14 protein-coding genes are annotated in these 15679 nt (G+C 64.3%); 6 read left to right on the plus strand and 8 right to left on the minus strand.

The window, feature by feature from the left end; translation table 11 throughout:
• Positions 1-163: 163 nt before the first annotated feature.
• The 5 genes from moaE to uvrC all read right to left on the minus strand — a co-directional run bounded on the left by moaE (position 164) and on the right by uvrC (position 5293).
• Positions 164-622 carry a molybdopterin synthase catalytic subunit MoaE gene (gene moaE, locus K2Y42_RS18425; protein ID WP_291155328.1) on the minus strand — a complete coding sequence of 153 codons (459 nt, stop codon included), beginning with the start codon at positions 620-622 and terminating at the stop codon, positions 164-166.
• 3 nt (positions 623-625) lie between these two features.
• Entirely contained in the window at positions 626-877 is a 252-nt protein-coding gene (gene moaD / locus K2Y42_RS18430) for a molybdopterin converting factor subunit 1 (RefSeq protein WP_291155668.1), read from the minus strand.
• 62 nt (positions 878-939) lie between these two features.
• Entirely contained in the window at positions 940-1530 is a 591-nt protein-coding gene (gene pgsA / locus K2Y42_RS18435) for a CDP-diacylglycerol--glycerol-3-phosphate 3-phosphatidyltransferase (RefSeq protein WP_291155331.1), read from the minus strand.
• A 370-nt stretch (positions 1531-1900) separates the two neighbouring features.
• Entirely contained in the window at positions 1901-2749 is an 849-nt protein-coding gene (locus K2Y42_RS18440; protein WP_291155332.1) for an NAD(P)-dependent methylenetetrahydromethanopterin dehydrogenase, read from the minus strand.
• 456 nt (positions 2750-3205) lie between these two features.
• Complete coding sequence (gene uvrC / locus K2Y42_RS18445; protein WP_291155335.1) at positions 3206-5293, minus strand: excinuclease ABC subunit UvrC; 2088 nt, start codon at positions 5291-5293, stop codon at positions 3206-3208.
• Between the two features lie 265 nt (positions 5294-5558).
• Here uvrC and K2Y42_RS18450 point away from each other — a divergent pair, with 265 nt between their 5' ends.
• From K2Y42_RS18450 to map, 3 genes are all read left to right on the plus strand, one after another.
• A complete protein-coding gene (locus K2Y42_RS18450) occupies positions 5559-6530 on the plus strand; it encodes a hypothetical protein (protein WP_291155338.1) in 972 nt (323 codons plus the stop codon).
• A gap of 115 nt (positions 6531-6645) precedes the next feature.
• A complete protein-coding gene (locus tag K2Y42_RS18455; protein ID WP_291155342.1) occupies positions 6646-7182 on the plus strand; it encodes a dihydrofolate reductase family protein in 537 nt (178 codons plus the stop codon).
• 94 nt (positions 7183-7276) lie between these two features.
• Positions 7277-8035, plus strand: coding sequence for a type I methionyl aminopeptidase (map, locus tag K2Y42_RS18460; protein WP_291155345.1), 759 nt, complete (start codon positions 7277-7279; stop codon positions 8033-8035).
• 37 nt (positions 8036-8072) lie between these two features.
• Here map and K2Y42_RS18465 read toward each other — a convergent pair whose 3' ends face one another.
• The 3 genes from K2Y42_RS18465 to K2Y42_RS18475 form a co-directional block, all read right to left on the minus strand.
• On the minus strand, positions 8073-9542 hold the full coding sequence (locus K2Y42_RS18465) for a glucosaminidase domain-containing protein (protein WP_291155348.1): 1470 nt from the start codon (positions 9540-9542) through the stop codon (positions 8073-8075).
• 187 nt (positions 9543-9729) lie between these two features.
• Positions 9730-11124 carry a glucosaminidase domain-containing protein gene (locus K2Y42_RS18470; protein ID WP_291155351.1) on the minus strand — a complete coding sequence of 465 codons (1395 nt, stop codon included), beginning with the start codon at positions 11122-11124 and terminating at the stop codon, positions 9730-9732.
• 297 nt (positions 11125-11421) lie between these two features.
• Positions 11422-12210 carry an SDR family oxidoreductase gene (locus K2Y42_RS18475; protein ID WP_291155353.1) on the minus strand — a complete coding sequence of 263 codons (789 nt, stop codon included), beginning with the start codon at positions 12208-12210 and terminating at the stop codon, positions 11422-11424.
• 463 nt (positions 12211-12673) lie between these two features.
• On the opposite strand from K2Y42_RS18475, the gene K2Y42_RS18480 reads away from it, so the two are divergent.
• From K2Y42_RS18480 to K2Y42_RS18490, 3 genes are all read left to right on the plus strand, one after another.
• The gene (locus tag K2Y42_RS18480) at positions 12674-13390 is read left to right on the plus strand and encodes a TorF family putative porin (protein WP_291155358.1); all 717 of its coding nucleotides are present in this window, start codon (positions 12674-12676) and stop codon (positions 13388-13390) included.
• Between the two features lie 250 nt (positions 13391-13640).
• Complete coding sequence (locus tag K2Y42_RS18485) at positions 13641-14369, plus strand: TorF family putative porin (RefSeq protein ID WP_291155361.1); 729 nt, start codon at positions 13641-13643, stop codon at positions 14367-14369.
• Positions 14370-14909: 540 nt separating this feature from the next.
• Positions 14910-15668: a hypothetical protein gene (locus K2Y42_RS18490; RefSeq protein ID WP_291155363.1), complete on the plus strand. Its 759-nt coding sequence runs from the start codon at positions 14910-14912 to the stop codon at positions 15666-15668.
• Positions 15669-15679: the final 11 nt, after the last annotated feature.

Consider the following 15679-nt stretch of genomic DNA (forward strand, 5'->3'; position numbering starts at 1 on the left):
GATGATGGCGTTTTACGGGACGCCATCAGGCTTTGTTATGGAATGAGAAAGGTTAACGAAACGCTAACGGCCAAGGCGTCTCAACCGCGCAAATCAGCAATTGATATGCGATTTCAGACGGATATGGATCGTGGTTGATAAGGAGCTTACGGTTAACGATCCGTTACCGGCTCTGCCATCGTTCCAGGGCGGCACTGTCGCAATCGCGGGCATCGACCCAGCGCTCGCTTCCATCCCGGAATGATTCCTTTTTCCAGAACGGCGCCCGGGACTTGAGGTAGTCCATCAGGAACTCGGCCGCCTCGAATGCGGCGCGCCGGTGGGCCGCCGCCGTCACGACGAGCACGATGGGCTCGCCAGGGCTGAGCGCCCCGATGCGATGGATCACGGTCGAGCCCAGCAGGTCGAAGCGCGCACGCGCCTCGTCGTCGATGCGTTCAAGCTCGCGTTCCGTCATGCCGGGGTAGTGCTCGAGCGTCAGCACGGCGAGGTCGCGGCCATCGGCCTGCCCTCGCACGAACCCGGTGAACGTCACGACGCCCCCGGCATCCTCGCGGCCCGCCGTGAGCGCGGCGACTTCCGCTCCCACGTCGAACGGCTCGCTCTGAACCCGCACGGTCATGGCTCAGCCGCCGGTGACAGGAGGGAAGAACGCGACCTCTTTCGCACCCGCCAGACTTTGCGCGGGCTTGACGTGCGTCTGGTCGAGAGCCGCCCGCACGACGCCGGCCGTGCCGAACGCAGCCGCGTACTCGGGCCCGCGCGATGTCAGCCAGGCCACCAGGTCGCCCACGGTGGCGACGCTCGCCGGAACCTCGATGCGCTCGTCCGCGCGGCCGACCTTCTCCCGCACCCACGCGAAATAGCGCACCGTCAGCACCTGGGCTGCGGTCGGTGAAACGCCTGCGGTCGCGGATGTGGAGGCCGTAGCCACGGCTGTTATCCTTCTATGGCGTGGTGCACGCCAGCCTTCAGATAGTCATAGCCGGTCCAAAGCGTAAGCACCGCCGCGAGCCACAGGAGCGCAATCCCGGCCGTAGTCGTGCCCGGCACGATCGTATCGCCCGCGGGCCCCGCGATCAGGAACGCCAGCGCCACCATCTGCGCAGCCGTCTTCCACTTGGCGAGCGCCGTCACGTGCACCTTCACATTGAGCTCGGCCAGGAACTCGCGCAGCCCCGAGACGAGGATTTCGCGGCACAGGATGACGATGGCGGCCCAGATCGACCAGCCGTCGATCGTCTTGTCGTGCACCAGCATGATCAGGGCCGCGCCGACGATCAGTTTGTCCGCGATCGGATCAAGCATCCGCCCGAGCGTGGACTGCTGCTCGAGACGGCGCGCAAGGTACCCGTCGAGCCAATCCGTGATCGCGGCCGCCACGAACAGCCAGAATGCCGCCCAGCGGCCGGCTTCGCCTTCCACGAACAGAAGGCACGCCACGAGCGCAGGAACGGCTGCGATCCGCGCATAGGTGAGCACGTTCGGCAGGCTGATCGCATTCGGGCGGCTGGGGATCGAAGGGTCCATGAACCTAAGCTAACACCATCGGTACACACGCCAGTCAATGGGGTACCGCGTCCCGGCTCCACCAGACTGGAAGGTTGCGCTCGAACCTCTAAGGGCTTATTCGGAAATTTGACTTGTCCACAGGCAAACGAACCTCGGCGGGATTAAACCGCCCGATGGCACGTTGTGTTTGCAGGACTGTCAAGTAGCCGGGTTAGTACAGCGTGTCGGCTGCAGATCGTCAGTGCCTCGAGCGTTTGCCGCGTACACTGGCAACGAGGCACCAAAGAGACGGAGTGGGAGCGAAAGCTCCTGCTCCGTTTCGCTTTCTAGAGGCCTGAGCCGGGATTGAGACCGGCGGCAGAGGCCGATCCCTTGAGGTTGCGCGCGATTAGCCCGCCACGATCTCGCGCGCCAGCAGGAAGGCGTCGCGGAAATCCAGCTCCAGCGCATCCTTCGAATGGATCATGCGCTGAAACAGTCCCGCCTGCGTCTTGTACTTCACGTCGCCGATCGCCAGAGCGCCGACGCCGAGCGTACCGCAGCCCGGCAGCGGCGCACCGTTCATGAAAAGATCCATGCCCTCGACGCCGAACGGCGTCACGGCATTCACGTCCGCCGCAACCAGCAGACCCGGCGCGCGCGCGAGCTGGCGGCGCGTGAGAATGTTCACGCCGGCCGGTCCGGCCGTGAAAATCACGTCCGACGAGCGCAGAATTTTCGCCTTGAGCGCGTCTGTATGCCCGGCCACGGGCTTCAGCGACACGTTGAAGGTATCGGCTGCAAACTCAGCCGATGCGATCAGAGGCTCAAGCGTGTCATGCGCCACGACGCTCACGTTCGCGCCTTCGTTCGCCGCAATGACAGCCGATGCAAAACCGACGACGCCCGTCGCCCCGAACACGGCGACGCGCAGACCGCTGAACCCGCGCGAGAAGTTGCGCTTCAGCACCCGCTCGACGCAGGCAACCATCGCCGCCGCGGTCGTGAACGAGCCACCGGGATCGGCGAAAACGGACACTTCGAAAGACGGCACCATGGCGTGCCGCGCCGCGTTCATCATTTCGAGTGCGAGCGTAATATCCTTGCCGCCGATGAAAATACCGGTTCTCGCATTCGGCGGCCGCGAAAAGATCGCGTCCTGCACGAGCGCACCGACATCCGCCACCCCGACGTTGTCGTAGGGAAGCACGACCGTGTAACCGGAATCGACCGCCATATTGCAATCGAACGGGCTCATGAATTTCTGCGGCGAAAGCATATAGAGAATAGGCAGCGTGCCGGGGGCAGCGGCTTTCTCCTGCGCTTTTGGGCGCGCGCGGCCTTTTGCTTTTTTGGGAGCTTCTGATTTGGCGGCGTCCGCACGCTTTTTCGGACGCTTCTTTACTGCGGGAGCCGGGTCGCTATGAAGCGCACGCACAGGCTCGCCACTCGACATCTCAACACTCAAACGCATGTTCGTGTTCCTTAAGGCCCCGCAGGACACGCTTACTGAAGTCCGCAAGTTCGGCTGCCCAAGGCACTCGGGAGTCTCCGCATCACGCACAGAGCAGAATGACAGTCGGTGGTTTACAAAACCCGTACAAATCGTTCTATCGGCGTTATTTTTATGCAATGGACATACGGCAAAGCGGCAAAAATTGACGATGCCCCAGCGCTAAATTGTTGAGAGAAACTTAAAGCGGCCGAGCCGGGCTCAAGTCCGCTTTTCGTGAAAGAAATCGTAAATCTTTCGCGCCATCTCGCCGGAAATCCCGTCGACCGCCGCGAGATCGTCCACGCCCGCCCGCGACACGGCTTTCGCCGAGCCGAAATGCTTGAGCAATGCCCGCTTCCGCGTCGGCCCGATCCCCGCGATGTCGTCCAGCGGATTGACGCCCAGAGACTTGGCCCGCTTGGCCCGATGCGTCCCGATTGCGAACCGATGCGCCTCGTCGCGCAGCCGCTGCACGAAATAGAGCACCGGATCGCGCGGCTCGAGCATGAACGGCGCCCGCCCCGGCAGATGGAAGTGCTCCCGGCCCGCATCCCGGTCCGGTCCCTTCGCGACGCCGGCCAGATGAATGCCCTTGAGCCGCAGCTCCGCCATCACTTCGGCGGCGACCGCGAGCTGCCCCGCGCCACCGTCGACGAGCACCAGATCCGGCCGGTCCGGAACGCCGTCCCCGATCGGCCCCTCATCTCCATTCGCCTCATCGGAAGATAATTCGAGCACGTCCTCGCCGTCCGGGCCGTCGCTCTCCTCCCCTGCGATCTGCGAAAGCTCTGCCTCTGCCGGAGATAACGGCGCCTCAGCCTCGTTTTCCGCCAGCCTGCGAAACCGCCGCTCCAGCACCTCGCGCATCATGGCGTAGTCGTCGCCCGGCGTGATCTCGGTGCGAATGTTGAACTTCCGATACTGCCCCTTCGCAAACCCGTCGGGCCCCGCCACGATCATGGCGCCCACGGCGTTCGTGCCCATGATGTGGCTGTTGTCGAAAACCTCGACGCGCCGCGGCGGCCGCGGCAAACCGAACCGCTCGCCCAGCGCCGCCAGCAACGTCTGCTGCGACGAGCTTTCGGCCAGCCGCCGCCCCAGAGCCTCGCGCGCATTCGTCAGCGCATGCTCGACGAGACCGGATTTCACGCCGCGCTGTGGCGTGCGGATCTCGATCTTGCGATCCGCCTTGATCGACAGCGCCTCCTGCAGCACCGCATGGCTCGGAATCTCGTGCGACAGCAGCACGAGACGAGGCACGGGCTTGTCGTCGTAGAATTGCGCGATGAAGCTATCGAGCACGTCCTCTTCGGAAAGAGAGCGATCCGCTTTGGGGTAGTAGGCGCGGTTGCCCCAGTTCTGTCCGACCCGGAAAAAGAACACCTGGATGCAAGTCTGTCCGCCCTCCTGGTAGGCCGCGAACACGTCCGCTTCTTCCACACCTTCCGGATTGATGGCCTGCTCGCTCGTCACATGCGCAAGCGCCCACAGCCGGTTGCGATACCGCGCCGCGCGCTCGAACTCGAGCTGATCAGAGGCCTCCTCCATCAGCCGCTGGTACATTTCACGCACCGACTGGCTTTCGCCCTTGAGGAAGCGCAGCGCCTCCTCCACGAGCGCGCCGTAGTCCTCGAGGCTAATTTCCCCCGTGCAGGGCGCCGAGCAGCGCTTGATCTGATGCAGCAGGCACGGCCGCGTCCGGCTCTCGTACACACTGTCCGAGCAGGAGCGCAAAAGGAACGCCCGCTCCAGCATGTTGATCGTGCGGTTGACCGCACCCGCCGAGGCGAACGGCCCGAAGTACTCGCCCTTCACCGTGCGCGCACCGCGGTGCTTGAGGATCTGCGGCGCGCCCTGGTCGCGGCGGATGAGAATGTAGGGAAACGACTTGTCGTCGCGCAGCGTCACGTTGAACCGCGGCCGGAAGCGCTTGATGAGGTTCGCCTCCAGCAGCAGCGCTTCCGCTTCCGTCCGCACCGACACGAACTCCATCGACGCCGTCGACTGGATCATGCGGATGGTGCGGTTGGGCAGGCCTGCAAGCCGCGTGTAGTTCGAAACGCGCGCCTTCAGGTTGCGGGCCTTGCCCACATAGATCACGTCGCCGCCCGTATCGAGCATGCGATAGACGCCCGGCCCCGACGACAGGGTCTTGAGGTACGCCTGGATGACCTCTGGCCCGGTCTTGGTCGGCCGCGCGCTCTCGCCGGGCGCAGGCTCCCCGGAAGGGGGCTCCCCAGATGTGGGAGGCGCAGAAGGCGCGAGCGGCGCGGGGCCATCGCTGGGTTTATCGTCGGTATGAGGCATGCCGGGAACATTGGCGGCCCGGCCTCGCCAGTCAAGCAGAGCCCGCGCGTCGCCCAGGACGAATTGGCGGATTAGGCCTGTTTCGCCACAAATCCGCCCGGACGCTGCTGCCCTTGGGGTCTAGAAGACTATTCTGTGTGCCTCCGGAAATCTGGGGCCGGTCATGGCGGGGCCATGCGGCGCCGGGCGTCCGGAGAGCACGACCAACCAAGGCGCGAGTGAAACAGATCCAACACCCGAGACCCGGTGCCCCGGAGGCGTGGCCATGCGAGCCCTGACCACTGTTGTTGCCGCCGCTGTGTTGCTGCTGTCGCCGGCCATGGCCGCGCAGAAGGACAAGCGCGCGCCCGCGCCGGCCCCCGCGCTGGAATTCAAGCGCTCCGAGCAGGTCCTCAAATGGATCAACGAGTATCGCCGCGCCCCGGCCCCTTCGAAGCTGCCCGAAGTCGTGCACGCGATGGGCGACCTGGGCCTCTTCCGCGAGCTGGATCAGGCGGGCGTCTACATCGGCTTCACGGCCGGCGTCATCGGCTCGAACCCGGACCAGGCCGAGAAGCTCGTCGCCGGGATGTTTCCGATGCCGCCCGAGGATCAGGTCGTGCTGATCCGCGCCATTGCCTACTCGGGCCTGCCGAACTGGAAGGAGCTGCTGCAGAAGTTCGTCGAGCGCATGCCCGCGCGCATGGTGCTGCTGCGCAAGTATCTCTACGGCGACGGCAAGACCCTCGCCGAGCTTCCCGTCGACGCCTACGTGCTCGACACGCTCTGGGGCTACTACTTCGCCACCGGCGCAACGGAACCCGTCAAGCGCATCGTCGGCACGCTCGCCTGGTCGCTCGATCAGAACGACGTCGAAAAGCTCACCATCGGCTCGATGGCGAAATGGACGCTCGCCACCAATGCATCGCGTGAGAAGGAGCTGCTCGACATCCTGGCCGACGAGATGAACACCCAGCCCATCGAAGTGCGAAAGCCCCTGCGCGAGGTCATCGAGGCGGCCGAAACGTTCGAAACCGGCAAGATCCGCAAGGACGCGCTGGCGGCGGTGGAAGAGCTGAAGACCAAGGGCTCGCTCAACTCGCGCAACTACGCCTGGTGGGGCCAGGCCGGGCAGACTGCGCTGGCGCTCGGCTGCGTCGGCGCGGCGGCGGGTGGTCTCGTGGTCGCGGGCATCCCCTGCGTCGTCGGCGGCGCCCTCTCGTCAGCCGCCCTGAAGTATTTCGCCCCAGGGCCGTGACGCAGCCTTGACCGACTTACCCCCCAATTAAATAGCGACGTCGACTGCCCCCTTGCGGCCATTCAGATTGTGCACGTACCTGGCGAACATCGCCTTGCGACAACCTGGAGCCAGCATGATCACCGGGCACGTCTTCATTGCCACCAGTCTGGATGGATTTATTGCCAGGAAGGATGGGAAAATCGACTGGCTGCTCAGCCGCGACGATCCCAACGAAGATCACGGATATCGAGATTTCATCAGGGACATCGACGGTCTCGTGATGGGACGCGGCAGCTTCGAAACGGCAGTGGCTTCCGAACCGTGGCCCTATGACAAGCCGGTTGTCGTCCTGTCGAAGACCTTGGCGTCATCGCCGGTGCCAAACCACCTGACCGGCCGCGTCCGTTTCGTGGACATGACACCCGCGGCGACGATGAAAATGCTGGCGATGGAAGGCTGGCGACGCGCCTACGTCGACGGCGGCCAGATCGTGCAATCCTTCCTTCGCGAAGGCTTGATTGCCGATATGGTCATAACGCAGGTTCCGGTCTTGATAGGCGAAGGCCGCCCGCTGTTCGGCCCCGTCGCGCGTGACATCCCGCTCATCCACGTGGCGACAAAAGCGTTCCCGTCCGGATTGGTGCAATCGCTCTACCGAAGAGAAGCCTGATCCGGGCAAAGCGTCCGATGCCGGCACATCGAGACGTTTGCGAAAAGAAAATCGCGCGCGTATCAACGCATCCAGAACCCACCGGGATTTGCGAATGACGATTTCAAGCGAGGACGAGTTCGACAGGCTCAAGGAGATCGGCCGCATCGTCGCCAACACATTGGCGGCAATGGGAGCGGCGATCGAACCCGGAATGACGACGCGCGAGCTGGATGAGCTTGGCCGCGCTCTTCTGGAACGGGCAGGCGCAACGCCTGCTCCCGAGTTTTGCTATGGCTTTCCGGGTGCAACCTGCATCAGCGTCAACGAAGAGATCGCGCACGGAATTCCCGGAAGCCGTCCGATCGCGGCCGGCGACTTGGTCAACATCGACGTGTCTGCGCAGAAGAACGGTGTTTTTGCCGACACGGGGGCGTCGTTCGCAGTGCCGCCGGTCTCAAAAGCCATCGAACGCCTTTGCCGCGATGGACGACGCGCGATGTGGACCGGCATCAGACAGGTCGGCGCAAACAAGCCGCTCGGCGGTATCGGAAACGCGATCGGCACGTTTGCGCGCCGAAACCGCTACTCGCTGGTTCAAAATCTTGCCAGCCACGGCGTCGGCCACGCGTTGCATGAGGAGCCGACCGAAATCGCGACCTGGCCCGTCCGTTCCGAGCGTCGGATCATGAATGAAGGCCTCGTCTTCACCGTAGAGCCGTTTCTCTCGCTCGGCGCAGAGTGGGCGGAAGACGGTGGCGAAGGCGGAGATGGGTGGACGCTTTTCAGCAGCCCGAGAGCGCCGACCGTGCAGTACGAGCACACCGTCGTCGCAACGCGTCACGGACCTTACGTCGTGACCTTACCCGCATAGCAATTGCGAAAAACCGGTGTGAGATTTCCCGCCCCGCTCACTCCGGGCAGAGCGTGCGCGCCTTCGACAAGGCCGCTTCCTTGGACGGGAACACCCCGAGCGCTTCGCCTCCCTGCGGCCGCGCATCTATGAAGGTGCGCGCCATGCTCTCCTCGAAACCGTCGAGCACCGACAGCGCGATGTAGTGCACGTCCGCACCCACCGGGCTCTTGACCAGCACGGTCGTTTCTCCGGCGAACGTCGCGCTTTCGACAACGCAGCGTCCCGGCTTCACGCCGAGACCGGACGGCGGAAGAAAGGTCGATTTCGAAGCCTGCACGGTGGCCGTCGGAGTGGCGCTTTCGGTCGAGGGCATCGCCGCGGCCATTTGCATCTCGGCGGCGCTCGGAGCCGGCGGCCCCATAACGCCATGCGCCGCGGTGGGTGCCGCGGGCGCTGAAACATCCGAATTTGTAGCGATCTTCGCAGCCGGCGGCGGAGGCGGCCCAGCGCGCTCGCGAGCTTCCGCGACTTTCGCAGTCGCGACTGGCGGCGCGGCGTCTGCGGTCGCGGGTGCCTTCGGCAGGCTCGCCTCGGCGAGCGCGGCAGGTGGTGTGAACAATGCGAAGTGCGCCCCGTCATCCGCTGCGTCGTCAGACACGTCGGCCCCGGTAGCACCAACAGCAGGGCTCGCAGCCGCGTCCGCGACGGTCTCCGAAACGTTTGGCGACGCGCCAGGCGCAGCCGCAGCGGCAGCCGGGGATTGGCTCGCCACGACGGCAGGCGACTGATGCGGCTTAGCGACAGGCTTGGCCGGCGCAGCGTTCGCTTGAACCGTGGGTTTCAGCGTGGGGATTGCATCGGCGGACGCACGCGCCTGATCGTTCCGCCACACGGTGCGAACCGGCGAGCCGGCGTCCTGCGGCGAAGCGGGCTGCGCGTCAGACGTGCGCTGCCACGGCAGCACCTCGACCTCCTGCCGCTTTCCTCCGCCCGACGGACAGAACTCGTTGCGGAACCTCTGCGCCACCCATTCAATGGAGTTGCCGTACTTCGGATCGACGGCCCAGCGCTTGGCGAGATCCGAGAAGCGGACCGGGCGGTTCAACGCGCGCGACTTCTCGAGGATGTGCACCTGCTTGAGCTGCGTGCGCTGCGCGACCGGATTCGGCACTTCCTCACCCGAATAGGCAACGAGGTGCTGGATCTGCCCAAGCACGCCCGTGCTCACATCCGGAAAGCTGTCGCCGGGCACGCCGCCGCCGGTCGTGCCGATGCCGGCGAAATTGTTCTGCCTCGGATCGACGTCGCCCATCCGGCCGTTCGGCGCGCGATAGGTGAGAAAGTTCGTCTCGATCGCCATCTGGAAGAACGCATAGTCCCACCGCACGCCCCAGCGCTCGCCGTGCTGCTTGTAGTAGGACGCGATGTTGGCGAAGCGCGGATTGAGCGTTGCGTTGCGCCGCTTGAGAAACGACATCAAGCGGTCGGGGCTTGCGCACGCGGGCACGGCATTCGCCCGCGACATCCGGATTTCCGGCAAATCGTTTGCAGCCTGTGCCGATCCCGATAGGGCGACTGCTCCGAGCAGGGCTGCCGCGAGCGGCAAACGGCGCGATGGCCGGACACGGGACGCGCCCGAGAACAATGCGATCATGAGACGCCTGACTTTACGCGAGAAACTGAAAGATCGAATGGGGCGACGCGATTGAGCTTCAGCCCTCGGGGCAGAGTTCGAACGCTTTTTCGAGCGCTTGCGATTGGGTCGAGAATTCGCCGATCGACTGCCCGCCCTTTGCATAGGCGTTGATGTAGGCGTCGGCCTCGCGCTTTTCAGCGCCGTCGTTCACGTCGAGCACCGTGTAGTTCACGGTCGCATCCACGACGGCCTTGATGATGATGGCCTTGGCCCCGCCGTAGCTCGCCGTCCACACGCGGCATTTGCCGGAAGCGGCAGCCGGCTTCTCGACCTTGCCCGCCTTCTTCACGCCACCAGGCAGCGCCGCCACTTCGATCGACTTGCCGGTTTCGGATGCGGCCTTCTTGTCAGCCTTCTTCTCGGTCTTATCGGCCGGCGCCTTGGCAGTGACAGTCGCCTTTGCAGTGGCGGCGTCGGCGTCGGCCGGCGCGTCAGCAGATGCTTCGGCCTTCGGCGGCTCGCCGTTGAGCAGCGTGATCGGCGGAGTGGTCGCCGCGTTCTGCGTCGCGGGCTGCGCTGTTGCGCTGGCCTCGGCCGTCACTGCGGGCTTGTCTGCTTTGGCCGCCTTCTCGTCAGCCGGAGGCGCTGCGCCCAGCGCCGTGCGGATCGATCCGCCGCCTTCGGCCTTGGCAGCTTCAAGCGCGCGCTTCTGCGCCTCGAGCCCACGCGTCATAGGGGCCGTTTCCGCTGCCGCAACGACAGTCTCGGCCTGTGCAGGAGCGATTGTCTCGGCCTGTGCCGGAGCATCCGCCTCACCTGCCGACGCAACGACATCGGCCTGCGGATCGGGCTGCTTGCACAGCCCGTCGAAAAAGCGGTTCGCGATCGTGTCGATGTCGCTGACGTACCGGCGGCTGCCGGGCGCCCACTTCTTCGCCATCTCGCTGAACGTGATCGGCCCCGAGCGGCCCTGCTGCCAGGACGTCAGAACGCCCCAGTCCTGAATATTGCGCGTACGCTCCGCGACGGGGTTTTCCACGCGCTCGCCCGAATACATGACGAGGTGTTCGATGTGAGCCTGAACGCCCGTTGAAACGTCCTTGAAGCTTTCGCCCCGCGCGCCGCGCCCGGTGGCGCCAAGGCCCGCGAAATTATTCTGCTCCGGCTTCACGTCGCCCTTGTAGGTGAGGTAGCCGGTTTCGAGCAGCATCTGGAAGAACGCGTAGTCCCAGCGAACGTGCAGGGCCTCGCCGTGGCGCCTGTAGTCGGCGGCGATCCCGTCGTAGCGCGGGTCGAGCTTCGGATTGCGCTCGCGAATGTAGGAAATCAGCCGGCCCGGCGTCGCACATTGAGGGACGCGGTTGCTCTCGCTGGATTTGATCGGGGGAAGCTCGGCCGCAACGGCCGGAAGCGTAATGAGTGAAGCGACGATTGCGACGCCGGAACGAAAAGACCTTGATCGGCAGGTCATGGGACACCCCAGTTTTCTACGCGGCGCCTTGGCCGGCTATCCCTCGCTCTTACAAAAGCAGGTTTGCCGCCCGATGGCGCCCAACAATCCGAGCATTGGTTCCTAAGCCCTTAAGCTTAAGAGCTGGTTTACGCGCGAATCGAAGGGCGACAGATGAGATCTACCCCTGACGTAGCTTTGGGGCGCGAGTGGGGGCGGGAGAGGGAGGAATTGTGGCGCAATGTGGAACGCCCACAGGTCCCTGAGCCCGACAGTCCCTAAGCCCGGCCAACGGGCGTCATGCCGCACGGCGAAGCTCTACACCGTCCCGTCCGACCAAGTCAGGTGCTGCCCGCCGTCGAGCGCGATCATCTGCCCCGTCAATGACGGCGAGCCGAGAATGAACTGAACGGCGGCTGCGATCTCCTCTGGCGAAGGCCCGCGCTTCAGCAACGTCGCGTGCGCCTCCCGGGCGAAATCCAGCTCCGTCTGATGGACGCTTTTGAGCACCGGCCCGGGCCCGACGGCGTTGACGCGCACACGCGGCGCAAGCGCCTGGGCCAGCGTGCGCGTGGCCGTCCAGAGCCCCGCCTTCGAGATCGTGTAGGAGAAGAAGTCGGGCGTCAGCTTCCACACCCGCTGATCGATGATGTTGATGACATTTCCCGGCGCCCCATCCGGCAAATTGAGGAATAGAGATTTCGCGAGGAATACCGGAGCCTTGAGATTGATGTCGAGATGCGTGTCCCACGTCCCGGGCGTCGCCGTCGCGACGGAGTCGACGAGGAACTCCGACGCGTTGTTGATGAGGCAAAGCGGTGCGCCGAGCGCGGCCCGGCAGCGCGGAATGAGATCGTCGACATCCGCCTGCGAGGCGAGGTCCGCACCGAGCGCGACCGCCGTCCCGCCGATGGCCCGGATCTCGCTGACGACCGCCTCGGCCTCGGCCTCCGACCGGCGGTAGTGGACGCACACCTGCCAGCCGCTTCGCGCCAGCTCGAGCGCGATCGCGCGCCCGATGCGCCGGGCGCTGCCGGTGATCAGAACAGTCGGCGCCGGTCCACTGGAAGCAAGTCCACTGGAAGCAAGTCCACCGGAAGCAGCCATGTCGAAAAGTCCTGTCGAAGTGCGGACGGGCGACCGGGGAGGCCGACCCTGACCGTGCCGGTATGGCCTATTTCGCACCCGCAATCGAGAGCGGAACACGGCGTGAGGGACTCGCGAAACGCCGATGTGAACCGAACGGTTTGCGAGGGGTGCGACAAGCTGGATCAGGCCCCGTCTGCCGGCCGCACAAACTCTGGGCACACGTTACCCAATTTTAAGTCACGCGTGGTCATCGGCTGCCCGCGATTTGAGCGGCGCATGATGAGTTTATCATCATTATTCTCTCAACGTTGCCAGAGGGAAACACCCTGAAAGTGAGCATCGCCCACGAGTGTCATAATCCTTGTCCGGGCGGCCTCGATCGGGCCTCTATGGTCCCAATACACGCCGAAAAGCGTGGGGCGATTGAGACTTCGAGTGTGGGAATTTTGGGGGTTACAGGTAGATGTCGATGAAATCACAAATGACGAAAACGGTCGGCGCTGCAGCCGTCGCGCTTTTGGCGCTGTCGGGCGCCGCCTCCGCAGAGGATCGCCAGTTCGGTTGGTCGGTCAACGTCGGCGGCACGAGCGACTACATCTTCCGCGGCGTTTCGCAGACGGACGGCGATCCCGCCTTCCAGGCCGGCGTCGACTTCACGTACGGCATTCTCTATGCCGGCATCTGGGGCTCGAACACCGACGACGCGTTCACGAACTCGTCTGCGGAAATCGACTTCTACGCTGGCGTGAAGCCGGTTCTCGGCCCCGTCACCTTCGACTTCGGCATCCTCTACTACTACTACCCCGGTGACGACTTCGACGTCGCCGACTACGTGGAAGGCAAGGCAGGCGCGAGCATCTCGCCGGTCAAGAACCTCTCGCTGGCCGCCAACCTCTATTACACCGACGAAGGCACGTTCAACACGGGCAAGATCTTCACCTACGAAGGCAACGCCGCTTACACGCTGCCGTCGGTCGGCATCTTCACCCCGACCGTCAGCGGCCTCCTCGGTCACTCCGAGTATGACGATTTCAGCGCGCTGTCCTACACTTACTGGAACGCCGGCATCTCGCTGGCGGTCGAGAAGTTCACCTTCGACTTCCGCTACTGGGACACTGACATCGACATCATCAGTGCCTCTGGCGAGAACCTTTCGGACGAGCGTTTCGTGTTCACCGCCAAGCTGGCCCTGCCGTAGTCGGCCGCCGGCTTCGCATACGACCTACAACGGGGCCGCGATTGGCCCCGTTTCTTTCTAGACGGAAACTCGCGGCTCTCGGTAATCGTCACACGCCTGACAGTGCGTGGCCATCTCGCCACAAGCCCCGCAAAAGCTGGGGTTCGGAAGGCAAAACCGCTTGTTTCCTCACCGTGAACGCGTTCTCCTAAAACTACAGCATTCTGCTTGGCCATGATTCTTTCGTGGCGTCTTGATTGGGGGATTATCCATGCTTGGCCTGCAACGCACGGCACGTGCTATCGCAGCAGGCGCCGCGGCGCTCTTCTGTCTCACTGCCCCAGTACTTGCCGAGGATCGCGAGTTCTCGTGGTCGGTCACCGGCACCGGCACCAGCGACTACATCTTCCGCGGCATCTCGCTGTCGGATGAACGGCCTGTGTTCCAGGCCTCGGTCGATGGCTCGTACGGCATCCTGTACTTCGGTGCATGGGGCTCGATCCTGAACGAACAGGCAGGCGACCCTGTCGAAATCGACTTCTACACGGGCATCAAGCCTGTGCTCGGCCCGGTCACCTTTGACTTCGGCGTCGTGTACTACACCTACTTCTGGGCCGATGAGCCCAGCGACCTGGACTACTACGAGTTGAAGGCTGGGTTCACCTACGAACCGGTCAAGAACCTGACCGTCAAGCCCTTCTTCTGGTGGGTTCCCGACCAGGCGAACGCTCCTCAGCAGTGGGCCATCGAAGGCACGGTGGCTTATGCGCTCCCGCAGGTTGGCATCTTCACCCCGACCGTCAGCGGCCTCGTCGGTTATCAGGATGCTGATACCAACAACGGCTTCTACTTCGGCGACGACTCGTACACCTACTGGAATGCCGGCCTGGCACTCGGTGTCGAGAAGTTCACCTTCGACTTCCGTTACTGGGATACGACGCTCGACACCGGCCTTGCCGACGAGCGCTTCGTGTTCACGGCATCGATCACGCTGCCCTAATCTCGCAGCAGTCGAACGTTTCAGAACGGGGCCCTTCGCGGGCCCCGTTCGCGTTTCAGAGCACGGACAACGGTTTGGTCGCCCGCCAGCTCCGCGGATCACGCCTCGCAATTTGCGGGTTTTCCGAAGTTCGAATCGCCGCATCCGGCGAGTTCCGCCTTCACGATCCTGTCACGCGCACTCGCTAGCTTGCGCGCATTGAATCGACTGATCCTCTCGCTGAATTTCCCCGCGCCGGGCGACCCCCGTGATCGCGCGAGTGAGAGGGACAGGAAGCGGATGCGCATCGCCCTCGTAGCTCATCCGTTTTGCGGCCGTCACGCAGACCGGTCGGTCACGCGGCGGAAAAGGACAGGCCAGCCTCGCTCGTCGTTCGGCTCCCCGCTGCCGGAGCGAGAGCAGGCTGGCCTCGTTTGCTTCAGGCTCCGGCGGCAACCCCGCCGTGAGCGCGCCGGATTTCCCCAGATCTTATGGGGCGGCGCTTGATCACCACCCGGCGCGCGCCCTAAAAAATGACTGGGCGCAAACTGGGCGGATGCCGTGATTCTCTTCATTGCAGTCATGGTGGCTCTGACGATCGCGTTTGCCGCGAGCGTGCTCGCGCCGCGGCTTTCGGAGCGGCGCATCGCCTTCGAACGCAGCCCCGATCACCCGGCAGCGTTCGGCTACAAGATGGCCTGGCTCGCCGTCCGCAGCCGCGACACGGCCGCCGTCATCGAAGAGCTCGGCCTCCTGTCCGCGCAGCCGTGCAACTGGCGCTCAGGCATCGGCTCCGTCTATGACAACCGCCTGGGCAACGACCACATCTTCGTATCGCCGCCCGTCAACGGCTGGACATTCGTCGTCGGTCTCGCACTGCCCTATCCGGTCGGCCGTACCTTCGTGGACAAATGCACGCCGCTGCTTGAAAGGCTGGGCCGGCGCTTCGTCGAGGTGCAGTACTTCTTCGCCTACCCGCCGATCGACCTGTTCGCCTGGGCGCGTTTGCTGGAAGGCCGCGTGGTGCGCGCCTTCGCCATTACGGACACCGGGATCGTCTGGAACAAGGGCCGCACGACGAAGGAAGAGCGCGCGCTCGGCCTCAAGCTGTTTGATTTCCGCGGCATCAAGGGACGCAAAGGCGACGCGGGCGGCGAGATCATTCTTTACCCGACCGAGGAGCACGTACTCCATCTCGCGCAACGCTGGAGCCTCGACCCGACCGAGCTCGAGGACATCGATATGGCGGGCCATGGCTTGGGCTACATCGCGCTTGCCCCGCCCACCTGGCGCGCCGAGCGCATGCGCAAAGCCGGCTGATTGGCGCCAAT

This window comes from Hyphomicrobium sp. (assembly GCF_019744875.1).
In the GTDB taxonomy this organism is placed as follows: Bacteria; Pseudomonadota; Alphaproteobacteria; order Rhizobiales; family Hyphomicrobiaceae; genus Hyphomicrobium_C.

What these genes read in the sequence shown, in the direction of transcription:
- K2Y42_RS18450 (WP_291155338.1), top strand. Translation starts at nt 5,559, where the DNA reads ATGCGAGCCCTGACCACTGTTGTTGCCGCCGCTGTGTTGCTGCTGTCG.
- K2Y42_RS18470 (WP_291155351.1), bottom strand. Translation starts at nt 11,124, where the DNA reads ATGACCTGCCGATCAAGGTCTTTTCGTTCCGGCGTCGCAATCGTCGCT.
- moaE (WP_291155328.1), bottom strand. Translation starts at nt 622, where the DNA reads ATGACCGTGCGGGTTCAGAGCGAGCCGTTCGACGTGGGAGCGGAAGTC.
- K2Y42_RS18475 (WP_291155353.1), bottom strand. Translation starts at nt 12,210, where the DNA reads ATGGCTGCTTCCGGTGGACTTGCTTCCAGTGGACTTGCTTCCAGTGGA.
- pgsA (WP_291155331.1), bottom strand. Translation starts at nt 1,530, where the DNA reads ATGGACCCTTCGATCCCCAGCCGCCCGAATGCGATCAGCCTGCCGAAC.
- K2Y42_RS18440 (WP_291155332.1), bottom strand. Translation starts at nt 2,749, where the DNA reads ATGAGCCCGTTCGATTGCAATATGGCGGTCGATTCCGGTTACACGGTC.
- uvrC (WP_291155335.1), bottom strand. Translation starts at nt 5,293, where the DNA reads ATGCCTCATACCGACGATAAACCCAGCGATGGCCCCGCGCCGCTCGCG.
- K2Y42_RS18465 (WP_291155348.1), bottom strand. Translation starts at nt 9,542, where the DNA reads ATGTCGCGGGCGAATGCCGTGCCCGCGTGCGCAAGCCCCGACCGCTTG.
- K2Y42_RS18455 (WP_291155342.1), top strand. Translation starts at nt 6,646, where the DNA reads ATGATCACCGGGCACGTCTTCATTGCCACCAGTCTGGATGGATTTATT.
- K2Y42_RS18485 (WP_291155361.1), top strand. Translation starts at nt 13,641, where the DNA reads ATGCTTGGCCTGCAACGCACGGCACGTGCTATCGCAGCAGGCGCCGCG.
- map (WP_291155345.1), top strand. Translation starts at nt 7,277, where the DNA reads ATGACGATTTCAAGCGAGGACGAGTTCGACAGGCTCAAGGAGATCGGC.
- K2Y42_RS18480 (WP_291155358.1), top strand. Translation starts at nt 12,674, where the DNA reads ATGACGAAAACGGTCGGCGCTGCAGCCGTCGCGCTTTTGGCGCTGTCG.